At 38.9% G+C, this 12,356-nt stretch carries 7 protein-coding genes; all 7 read right to left on the bottom strand.

Translation table 11 applies throughout. The annotated features are described in order from the left end of the window. Positions 1–21: 21 nt before the first annotated feature. The 7 genes from EJO50_RS00975 to EJO50_RS00945 all read right to left on the bottom strand — a co-directional run bounded on the left by EJO50_RS00975 (position 22) and on the right by EJO50_RS00945 (position 10,657). Complete coding sequence (locus EJO50_RS00975; protein ID WP_125971158.1) at positions 22–651, bottom strand: hypothetical protein; 630 nt, start codon at positions 649–651, stop codon at positions 22–24. A 291-nt stretch (positions 652–942) separates the two neighbouring features. Further along, a complete protein-coding gene (locus EJO50_RS00970) occupies positions 943–4,593 on the bottom strand; it encodes a fimbrial adhesin EcpD family protein (RefSeq protein ID WP_125971157.1) in 3,651 nt (1,216 codons plus the stop codon). Continuing rightward, entirely contained in the window at positions 4,509–5,438 is a 930-nt protein-coding gene (locus EJO50_RS00965; protein WP_125971156.1) for a hypothetical protein, read from the bottom strand. The genes EJO50_RS00970 and EJO50_RS00965 overlap by 85 nt, the downstream gene beginning before the upstream one ends. A gap of 45 nt (positions 5,439–5,483) precedes the next feature. Next, on the bottom strand, positions 5,484–8,129 hold the full coding sequence (locus EJO50_RS00960) for a TcfC E-set like domain-containing protein (protein WP_125971155.1): 2,646 nt from the start codon (positions 8,127–8,129) through the stop codon (positions 5,484–5,486). Between the two features lie 208 nt (positions 8,130–8,337). Beyond that, on the bottom strand, positions 8,338–9,021 hold the full coding sequence (locus EJO50_RS00955) for an EcpB family pilus assembly chaperone (RefSeq protein WP_125971154.1): 684 nt from the start codon (positions 9,019–9,021) through the stop codon (positions 8,338–8,340). A 52-nt stretch (positions 9,022–9,073) separates the two neighbouring features. Next, a complete protein-coding gene (locus EJO50_RS00950; protein ID WP_125971153.1) occupies positions 9,074–9,661 on the bottom strand; it encodes a common pilus major fimbrillin subunit EcpA in 588 nt (195 codons plus the stop codon). Between the two features lie 117 nt (positions 9,662–9,778). Continuing rightward, complete coding sequence (locus tag EJO50_RS00945) at positions 9,779–10,657, bottom strand: tetratricopeptide repeat protein (RefSeq protein WP_125971152.1); 879 nt, start codon at positions 10,655–10,657, stop codon at positions 9,779–9,781. Between the last annotated feature and the right edge of the window lie 1,699 nt (positions 10,658–12,356).

The following is a 12,356-nucleotide window of genomic DNA, read 5'->3' as shown; positions in this document are numbered from 1 at the left end:
CTGCATATTTAAAGGTATCATTTACTTGCTGCAATGATTTGATATTTCCTTTAACTCATCCTGCTGGCCAACACTAAAAATACTCCCCTCTGCAACAACAGGCATCTCGATCTCCATACCGGGAGCAACTAATATTGTTTTCCCCTCTTTATCACCACAATTTAAATCTTCCATAAACAATAAAGACCCGTTCCCGCTATTTAATAACTTATTTTTATTTATTACATATTTCATAACCGAAACAGAAGGCCTGAGCAGCAAAAGTGATCTCACTTCTTTATCATACCCATCAATACTTTTATTTATAATATTTTTTTCTGTAACCACCATTTCAAAATATCGCTCCGCCTGGGTAACGCCACTCTTTTTGTTTATTTTTATTTTTCTCTGGGATTTTGCAGGCAGCCTTACGATGGTAATATCAGGAACAAGAGCCTCGCTTTTGATCTTTAAAATTTTTCGCCCATCCCGAGGAAAAGTCGTTTCATCAATACGTATTATATAATCATGAGAAACAGCATCCTCATTCATAATAGTAAATTCAGTCGTCTTTGATTTATCACTTAATTCAATAAACATAGGCACAGAAAAACCAAAGGAAAACATAGGGACAATCACTAAGGACAAAGCCAGCACACGTAAAATAAGCATTATAAACCCCTTATATATCCTTAGTGACAAGCACCCGGCCGAACATTTATAACTACGTACTTTTAAATAAAAAAACATCAAGGCAAAAAGATTAAAACATCAAAACCATTCATGCTTCACACAAATAAGAAAATATTACTCTATTAATTAACAATAAATGGCTAGAAAAAAGCTATTAAATTAAATAGATTGCTACCTGGCGCGAGACCGGACATAAAACATAAATAATGTCTGGCCTCGCACCTTTTACAGGTAAAAAATATGCTCTATCCAATTCAAAAAAACCAATAATCAACGCTGCACAACATTCAGAGACAGAACCAGCTTACCAGTGCTTCTTGCAATACCATACCAATAACCACCTGTGCTGGTTTGTTGCGACACAACATCTCCCATCGTAAATTTCATCTGCATTTTAGTAATATATGTTGTTGTATCCTGAGCGCTCCACCCACCTGATACGCCAGGGTATCCCAAACTAATACCTGTAATGCTATTACAATCAAGAGGCGTTGCTAATCCTTCGTAAACCATACTTATTGGCAATGGAATTAACTTTCCGCCACCATCTTTGGTAAACGTACAATATTGCGTCCCCGCCACATTGGCAGTTCCCATATTTTCAAGCTTTATGCCCGCAACAAAAGCACGCAGTGTGCGCTGTTTCAGATACGCTCCAACTTTAGATGCTTGCATATTTTTAAACTTGGAAGTGGTCTCAACATTTTTTATTTTCACACCATAGTTCATCTCAATAGGCAAAGCCCCGTTTTTAAACTTCCCTTCCTGCTCGATTGCCACATACGAAAACTCAATACTTGGCGCAGGAAGAGGCGCAGGCTCAATCGTTACCGTATCTTTAACCTGAGACAACAAATCCTCTTGAGTGCCAATATTGGCGCGCATTTCAAACTGCTCATCAAAGATCTCCTCATCCGCTTTAGTTTGCACCTCAAAAGTAAATGACCTGCCTCCTGTCCGAACGGCGACAGCCCCACCCGTGCTCAAGTCAGTCACAGGCCCCGCTGCACCCTGCAGATTAATCATCCCTGGAGAAAACAGATCATTAATCCCTGCCGGAGATGAGCCCGCACCAGCAAACTTCACATACACCGCCTGATTGGCACGAGTCACGGGAACCATCTTATTAAGTGTTACGGTAAAGGTTACTTTCCCACCCGCCACTACCGTTTTCGGGCTGGCAACCACACTTTCTACCCTCAGTGATTCAGCCTTGGGCGTAATTGTGACCTGTGTGCTCTTACCCGTTGAACTACTCTCAACGGCTCCTCCATTTGCAAATAACACGAAGGTTTGGGGTTGCCCGTCGGCATCAGCCACAGTAGGAACCTGGAATGTAAATATCCTTGTATTACCATTTACCATTACTGGCCCGCCCACGCTCAGATCATTCACCCCGGATGCACCACTTCCCGAATTCATATTTACTACGGAAACAATGTCATCCTTATCTGCGCTCTGAGCCACAAACTTCAGGTACACCTGCCCAGTTGCCGTGGTCGTCGGGCTTTCCAGCTCAACAGTCACCAGTGTTGGCTCACCAGCCAATACCGGCGATGTCGCAGAAATGCTCTTGACCATTACTTTCGGATTAATATCCACGCTTACCTTCGGCGCAGCTGCATCATCTGCGGTGCCCGCCTTGGCCCGAATTTCAAAACTCTGCATTACATTATCTGCATCATCTGCAGTACTTATATCAAAAGTGAACTGCGTAGCTCCTGTATTGAGCGAAACAGCTCCCCCGGCCCCAAGATCTGCCACAGCTGATGTTGCATTTTGTAAGTTCAACATCCCTTTACTGCTTAAATCAGAGATATCTGCGCTCACACCAGCAAACTTCACATACACCTGCTGGTTAGCCAGTGCCGCTTTATCAAGCGTCACCGTCACTTTTGTAGTACTTCCCTCGGTTACAGGATTAGGAGTAGCACTTAAACTGGCCACCACGGCCGGACTCGATATCGGGTCAATGTTAACCGCTACCTTCGGCGCGGCAGCATCATCTGCGGTGCCCGCCTTGGCCCGCACTTCAAAACTCTGCACCACATTGTCTGCATCGTTGGCAGTACTTATATCAAAAGTGAATTGTGTGACGCCTTCCTTGACCAGAACACTCCCCCCGGCCCCAAGATCTGCCACAGCTGATGTTGCATTTTGTAAGTTCAACATCCCTTTACTGCTTAAGTCAGAAATATCTGCGCTCACACCAGCAAACTTCACATACACTTGCTGGTTAGCCAGCGCCGCTTTATTAAGCGTTACTGTTACTTTTGTAGTGCTTCCTTCGACCACAGGGTTAGGGGTAGCACTTAAACTAGCCACCACAGCAGCAGTTGGCGGAAACGGGTAGCCCTGATCTCGATCAGGGTAAAAACCGGGGTTTAGTGAAGGTTGATTCTCGCTAGGGCCGACAAAGTCAAAAACGCCTGCATCAGTGGGATCAACCCTCGGAATAATAGTGGGATATCTGAAAGCAGTTTGGTCACCAGAATTAGCAACACGATGAATATATATCTGAAACCAGCCAGCACCAAAATACCAAGTTGCAGTCTGTTGATCCCGAGCGGGTGTATAGAAGGGAGTTGCTCCATTACATGGAATGAATCTTTCCTTAGAGTAAAATGCAAACACAAAATCTTTATTGCCAGATGGAATCGTCCCATCCGAATTAACACCAAGCGGCTTCGATGAGCCACATGTAAATGGCGAGCCTGCAGGAGCCCATATAGACCCCTGACCTGGCCTAGAAAACCCAGACCACCACTCTGTTTCAGGGTAGGCATGTAACTTAAATGTTTGTCCTACAGCAAGCGATTGTAAATTTAAAACGGCAGGGGCAATGTATTTCCCGCCTCCATTGTATCCACTTAAGTGTGGCTTATAATCAAGCCGCCCACCTCTGGGTTGATTTACCAATTTAGGTAAATTAATTGAAATTTTAATACCCATTCCAATAACAAAACGATCATCATTACGTGCAGGCGTATAGAACTCACCATTCGCTGAGGTTAACGCTGATGATTTTTTTTCATTACTCTGACTCACAACATCAGGTAGAAATAGCTCAATTGCCTTTGATTGCCCAAATTCAGCCACACCCACTGATTCACCCAGTTTATGCCAGACAGTACTCACCCGAAATCGTGCCTGCAACGTAGAGTGCAAAGAAGTACTGCTAACACGAAAACGCACGTCGCCCCCCGTACTGGCCTTACTCTCGCCACCCACTTTACGCAAAATACACACCTGCCCCGCAACCCCATCCACCTGTTCAGCACGGCATGTACCATCCGGTGCCAGCGTTAGCTGAGCAGCCTTAGAAAGATTTAACTGATACCTTGATTGATCACCACCACTACGCTGCCCATCAAAACTTAATAAATGCTGTTTCCCTACCGGCATGCCTATAAAATCAGAAAAAGCCTGTTCATTAAATGCAGGGTTAATATAGCCAGGTAATGCAGCCATTCGGCCAGGTGAAAGCTGGCCCTGCTCATTAGCTACCCCTGAAAAATACTGAGGAGGTTGCAAATTAATAATATTAAGTAATGGAAATAATGATCTATCTCGGCTGTTTTCGGTATACCAGATAGCAGAGCGGGTCCCTCCCTGAGCCCTGCGCTCGCCATAAATAGCCTGACTGGCAGTACCCGACAGAGTGGTCACATATTGGCGACCCGATGGCTGATCATCAATTAGCAATAAGCCAAGTCGGGACATCACACTATGAACCCCGTCGGACACTGATCGATTACTAATTTTAAGATTAAAACGATCGCCACGGGATAAACGGGATGAAGAATAAAAGCCTGCTTCCACAACGCGATCCAAGTTTAATGCCGGTCTAATCGCCCCCTCAACCTGCACAGGTGGTACAAAAAAGACTTCAATTTGTTTACTGTTAGCAAATTCAGCCAAAGCAACGCTCTCGCCAATACGGTGCCAACTGCCTCCAACCCTGAATCGCGCATTAGGTGCAGGAATACGCGCCCGGATTGTAAACTTAATGTCCCCCCCCCGGCAGCCTGGTGCGAGCCTTGAATCGTTCTCAGTACACATAACTTGCCTGCCACGCCATCGACCGTTTCATTACGGCATGATTGCACCGGCGGAGCCCCCAGAATTAACTGACCACGTTTATAAACAGTATTAATTCGCTCACGCTCACGACCATCAGCCAGTACTTCAATCAGCGAAATCTGCTGAGAGGAACCGGATGACATTTTCGCGAGCCCGTCAAACGCAGCATCGCTCAAAACAGGATTTAACTGACGGCCATTCCGAACTTCAAAGCGATCACCATTTAATGCAACAGCATTACCATATTCATCCGCCATTCCCTGAAACACCTTACGCGGCTTCAAAAGGTAAATTTGTTTAACTTGAATATCTGTTTTATGCGTGTACCAGATCGCCGGTTTTTTTGCCCCCTGCCGTGGAATACGCGCACCAAAAATTGCGGGAGCAGTAGAGCCAAGCTCCATGCTCCCGCTACTATCCAGTGTTGTAACATATTGTGTATTAGCTACCTGATCTTCGATTAGCAACACACCTTGCTCTATGCGCACTACCTGCCTGATTAGCATAAGTCCGGTGCTTGGTTTAGTTACCCCCAAACCAGGGTGACTGGGCGACGGGCTTAAGCCAGGCAAAGCAGGACGTGTTTGAGTTAATACCTCACCCAGGGCAGCAGGCATATAAAGCGCGCCTACAATGAGACTGGCAACATATATTAAATAAAAGCTAATATTCTTCTTATTCATTAAATCCACCTAAATACAAAATTTAATATATGCTGCATATCAATATTAAAGTGGTGGTGCAACACTATAATCAGTAACACCCTGACCACGCCAAACAACATCCCCTAGCCAAACAACAGATTTATCTGCACCCAATTTAATTTTTACATCAAATGAACCTGTTTCCTTTGATTCTATTTTCACCTCTGGATGTTTAAGATCAACATCAATAGAAAAATTACCGGTTTCATTCGTCATTGTTTCACCGATATGGTTTCTCACACTTGCATTACTCAATGGCTTACCATCTTCTGTAGTCAGACGCCCAAATACAGTAATCATTTGTTTAACACTAGGATTAATTTCTACAATATTTCCTGGATATAGATTGTAATTCATCAATTCCCCCTGAATTTGGTAGGAACTTTCTGCATCATCCGTGCTACTTACCTGAATCGAATAACCATCATAGGCTGGAAGAGTAATTAAATTTTTTCCTGAAGAAAGCGGATACCGCTGGCCATTAATATTGGCCTCCAAATCAGTCGCGCCAATTTCAGGCATATTCACAACAACAGCAGCCGAACCAGCACCTGCCTCACCCTTACCGGCAACAATCCCGCCATCACCAATAACAAAACCACCATTATTGGTTAGAGATACACTTCGCGCATCCTGGCTACCGGCAAATGAGACTGACCCCTCTGCATATCGACCGCTATAATTGGCATAAGCACCATAATTGCTTACTGCACTATTGCCAAAACTGCGGCTAACATCCGCCCCCACACGATTAATCACCCCATCCAACGTTGTTGCAGCACTTAAGTCCAGTGTGCTATCTCTGCCTTGAGTGGATGCACCAATTCTAAAGTCTGAATCCATGGGAAATGAAAAATTAACATTTGCAAAATATTGGGTATCACGCTCACGATAACCACCGTCATTATTCATATAATGATTAACGCCCACTTGAAAATAAGCAGTAGCATATTTAAGATCAAAATTATGGCTATAATCAGCGCGAACGTATTTTTGTTTCTGATCCAAATCATTTTCAAAACTAAACGAAACTGAACCCAATGATGGATGTAAATTAGCAAGAGCTAACGATGCACCCATTGTGTTGCGATTAGCGATATACATGGGTAAATTTCTTCCCTCATGTCCTCGCTCGATACCTATCCAAGTATTACCCCAGCCCCCCGGAATATTAAGGTTCAAATTTGCCATATTCCTTAATAATCCATCACTTCCATACAAAGACTGCAAATTAATACGTATGTCCTCATTAATTTGAACCGATGGGCTTGCCTCAAATACTGAAGTATTTTGATTACGATATAAGGATGTACTCCAACTAAGCATTTCCCATTGTGATGCTAATGAAAAACCATAAAGAGGCTCAAAACTGCCATCCCGCTCGACATTATTTATATAATCATAACTATTATTTTTTTTACCTGCTCCACCCCACACCTGCCAGGCAAGCTCATTTCCAGTTGCATTAGGAGTATAAGGTTTGTTAATTTGCTGACGGCGGCTAGAAACAACCTTCCCACCCACCACAACCTCAACCTCAACATCATAAATCCCGCCTGGCAAACGAGAAGCATCCAGCTCATGGCTTCCCAACGGAAAACGCTGTGTGCTTAATAATTTGCCATCACGTGTAATACGCACTTCGCCTGAAGAAGGCAGGTAGACCGTAATAGGTGTTAACGACTGTGACTGATCATATTTAGCCGATTTAGCAACATTACCATATGAAAAACCATACATTCTTTCACTTGATAAAGTAGAAATATTGCCCAGTGATTGTAAAGACCACCCATTCAGCATGCCTAATGCCAATCTTCTTCCTGCAAAATCACGCTCATAAACTAACTCATTAAGATTAAAAACTTTTCCATCACTCTGGCTATTGCTGTTTAAATCGCCAGAAATAAATAAATGCTGAGTCCCTAATGAAGTAACATTATTAAAATTTAAATACGCAGAATTACTACTCATCCCATTATTATTACTTGCATAAGCATTTAAACCATAATTAAAAATATTACCAAGCCCCTTAGCTGAGGAATCACCAAGGTAAGTAATACGAGAAACTGATTTTACAGCAAAATTTTGTTGTGAAACCTGCAAATACGCTTTCATCGTTTCTATATCAATCTGCATGCGCATGCCAGAGCCAAAATCAAACCCGCCTGTTTGATCTAGTGATTGCCCTACTGCGCTCATTAATTGGGCAAGAGATTCCGCAGACAAACGAACCTGACGGTCTGCTTTTAATGAAATATTTTTTATTAAAAAATGCTGATCTTCATAAATAAGAATAAGAGATGCAAAAGATAATAACTCTTCATTTTCATCATCAATATTTTTCAGGTATAAATCCAGTGAAATACCATCACTTAAAAGATCACGCATTTCCTGTGGAATTGAAAGCTGGTTTAATGCAGGAGGAGGAACAGGAATTATTGCAGCTTTATCAAGGCTATCCTCAATCCCCCCATTAGAACTAATCGCTTCAATAATCACTAAATTTATATTCTCTTGATTAGCAACCTCAGACAAACCCGAGTGCAATTCAGTATTAAGGCCAGAGTCAGCTTCTTCATCAATATCATCCAGCAATTCAAGATGTGCCTCCGCATGAGCAAACAGTGCAGGTAAAACCATAAGGCAAAATATATATTGAGATAGACTCACTTTAAGCACCTAATAATATTATATAACTTAATTCTTAATTATCCTCTTGATTAACATCGTGAGTTTCCCCACAACTTCAGTCAAACAAGCTATCAGAATATAGTTGAGAAAAATCATATTAAACAAAAATTCTTCTCGAACATTAATATAACGTTATAAATAAATATCAAAAACAATGACAGCCGTTGACGAAAATATGGTACTCATTCTATTTTTCATCATTACGATCGGCATTAATCACCTTATTCCCACGCCAAATACCAACCATAGGAAACTGAACAAAATCAAACTTCTCAAAAGAATATGACCTTCCGGGCAATAATGGCCCAGCATCGGAGCAAGGAACAATTTTTCCTTTTTTATTACACTTTCCATCAAAGAAAAACTTGAACATACTATTTCCGGTATTTTTAATCATGCTCTTATTAAGTGCATAATCAAATTTTTCTTCTCGCGGCAATATAATTAAAGTTGTTGCCAATGTTACACGCTGAACTGCACTTGCTGCTTTTTCAGTAACAGCCTTATTAGCACGATCTATACGTACATCTGTCCATTTAATTGCATAGTATCTTTCTTTATCATCTTTAGGACCGTTATAAACAAACTTGATTTTAACAGACCCATCTGCAGGAACAATTGCTTTTTCTGGTGTAAATAAAAGATCAGCTGCATTTGAATTACCATCGGCAATTTTATCCATTTTATATGGAGATTCGATAGGATAAACCTCAATTTTAAACAGATGTGCAGCACTTGCATCTGGATTTTTTACATCAATTGAAATAGTATTTTTATCTGAAGGCAAATACGAGTAGAAGCTATCTAAAGAGATAGCAAACACGTTTTTAGAAAATACGAATAAAATAAAAATACATATTAGTTTTTTCATAAATCCTCTAAAAAAAAAACCGGCCTAATACGATAGGCCGGCTGAGTTTAACTTAAGCACCCCAAGTCCATTCGGCTTTAAGATCTACCAGAATATTACCTTGGTAAACACCATCAGCTAAAGAAGACATATTAGTAAGCGTTGCACCAGTTGATACACGAGTAATTGCAGCACCCATCTTAACTACAGAATTGCCAGTTGTACCATTAAAGTTTTCAAGGCCAGCAATATCCTTAGTCATCAAATCAACTTCTGTTGAATCAATTTTATAGCCACCAACAACAGGCTGTACTGTAAAACTACTTGTACCATTAGTAATAGCACCATCTTTTGACTTTGCTAATAGTTTAAATGCTTTCTTGGCATCAGTATCAAAGCCAGCAGGCGCTTTAACTTTAATATCCAATGGAATAACACCTTGTGCATTGGTAATTTCAAAAACTTTAGTAGCTGCATTATATGCATAGTTAAGTGAATCACGAGGTGTGACACTAATACTGTAATCTGAACCATCTTTTTGACCGCGCACCAGCACACTTGCTTCATATGAGCTAGTCACTGTAGTAGGTGCTGCAAATACGACAGGTGATACAGAAAAAGCCGAAGCCATGATAAAAGCAGAAATAATTTTGTTACGCATATGAAAACCCTTTTATAAAGTTAAAATACCAAGAAAAAACACCAAACACCTACAACTGCCCTTTACTATTGATAATCAATAAGCTAATTTTATCGATTACCATATAAAAAAACTTTACTATTTTTCAGAAATAATTAGCCATCTATTATTATCCAATTCAAATGAAAGGACTTTTCTTACCGTATCTTTCATACGATTGGATACATATTTTTGTGTAAAACTAACTCGGGCATGTTTCTCATCAATGATGCTTATCACTGGAGAATCTACCTCTACTGCAATTGTCCCTGCTGAACTCAGCCTTTGTTTTCTCTGCTCTTTCCAAGCCAGCAAACTCAGGCCATTTTCAACTTTCATATTTTTACTGTATGCGGATAAATACGCATCAATATTTTTATCAGACCAAGCTTTTCGCCATTTTTCTAAATCACTTAATATTGATGCATTAACTGATGACACATTAACTAAAGGCTTATCTTCCAATGCCATACTTTTCTTGCTTTTTACATCTGCATTCAAATTTTCATTATTTATACAGGTAAGCTTTGCACTATTTCCGCCCAATTTAACTACATTTCCATACTCTTTTTTTGCCATATCTAAATACAAGCTAGCCAGGTTTTCATGAACAGATAATATTTTCGGGTTTATTTTGTTTGATTTTTCTAACGCATCCCGTGCCAGTTCATAATTTCCCAGCTTTGCATATAGAACACCTAAATTGTTGTATGGCTCAGCCTGATTAGGAAATTTTTCAACCATTAACTTAAAATGATCAATAGCCTGTTCACTTTTATTTAATTTAGAAAGTGCAACGCCCTTAATAAACATAATGCGCAATACATCTTTATGCTGATAATCTTCACGACTAGTTAATTCAATTATTTTTTGATATTCCTGTTTTTCCGCCAAAGAATATAAATCTTCTACTTCACCAGAAAAAGATAATGATGCTGTAAAAAAAAACACGGCCACCAATAAATTATATTTAATCATGCTTTAAACACCCTGGTGATTAATTTACACCTCATTAAAATAAATATAACGCCGTTACTCAGAAGTGCATCATAAACAAAATTTAAATATTAATATGTAGGCAATGGCTTAAATATTTGTATGAAATTTCTTAACTACAGTACAAAGAGCTAATTATGAACACTCTACAAAATAACTTAATTACCTCACTAAGCTTCCATTATATATAAACACTAAACTAGTTCATGGTCGGCTCTTTCAATCATTATGTGTACTATTAAAAACCAAGTCTAAACAATGCGAAATTACTTTTTAGCAGACAAATGGCAGTTTTCTTAATAACTCATCATTTGAACACTTTAATTAATTAACCTACATATTGTTAAACACAGTGTTGCTACTCATGAATGCATCATAAACAAAATTTGAACATTAATATGTAGGCAATGGCTCAAATATTCGTATGAAATTTCCTAACTACAGTACAAAGCACTAATTATAAATACTTCACAAAATAGTCTTACTCTCTCACTAAACTACCCAGGATATATAAACACCAGGCCCGTCGCACTTGCTCTTTCATCGTTATATGTACTATTGAAGGGCAAATTTAAACAACGTGAAACTACTTTTCAGCAGACAAATGGTACTTATCTTAATAAGTTATCACTTCAGCCACCTTTATTAATTAACATCAGATATTGTTAAACATAAATGCAGTGCTGCTGCTTAGGAATGTATCATAAGTAATATTTGAATATTAATATGTAAGCAATGGCTCAAATATTTGTATGAAATTTCTTAACTATAGAGCAAAGCTCTGATTGTAAATACTTAACAAAGCAACTTACTCAAGCAATTTTACGGCTTATTAAGTACATCTAAGACATACAGATGCTAAGCCCGTACATTCGGTTATTTCATAACCATGTTTACTATTGAATAACAAATTCAAACAACATTAAATTACTCTCTAGCAGGTAAATGCTATTTATTCTTCTTAAATAATTTCAAACAATTATTGGAATAGTATTTTCAAACAGGGTTAATTAATACAAAAACAAAAATAAATTAACCTGTTTTAATTCACGACACCTTTAAAAATATTTTTACATATCAAACACAGAATAAAACCAATGTGTACTTTTCTATTTCATCTCTGCATTTAATTAAAAAATTATTACACAATACGTTAATTATGCAAACGTACTATTCAAGATCGATTACTTTACTTAAAACAACACTATAAGCCATAAACATCAAATACATTATTTTTGCTATTATTATTAACAATTAATTTGCATACGTATTTTTATTTATCCAATATTCATTAAATTATTTTAAAAAGCAAACCATAATGAGTTTATGCAAATGCAAAATACTTCTTGCATTTTTCGTGAAATTTCTTATTGTTAATTTATGCTATAGGCATTAAAAATAGCTACAGCACTTGCATGATTTTTTAAACTCTATAAAGTGCATTCTCACTTACTTGTAAATAGTGAATACTAAAATGTAGAAATTTCTTTCCCTGCCTTAATATGCTGTGGCCTGAGAAGAAATTTATATCAACTAAATAAAATATGACTGATTTTTAAGTAAGATTATTCTTAACAAATTATTAGCATTGCATCAATATTTTTAACACATTGGAATAACGCCTATATGTACATGAACATATCTCTTTTCAATAAAAACAGTTGCTAGCTAATATCATAAA

This window comes from Iodobacter ciconiae (assembly GCF_003952345.1).
GTDB classification, from domain to species: domain Bacteria; phylum Pseudomonadota; class Gammaproteobacteria; order Burkholderiales; family Chitinibacteraceae; genus Iodobacter; species Iodobacter ciconiae.
Note: the sequence above shows the minus strand (reverse complement) of the source record. Positions and strands in the feature narration are given on the sequence as shown.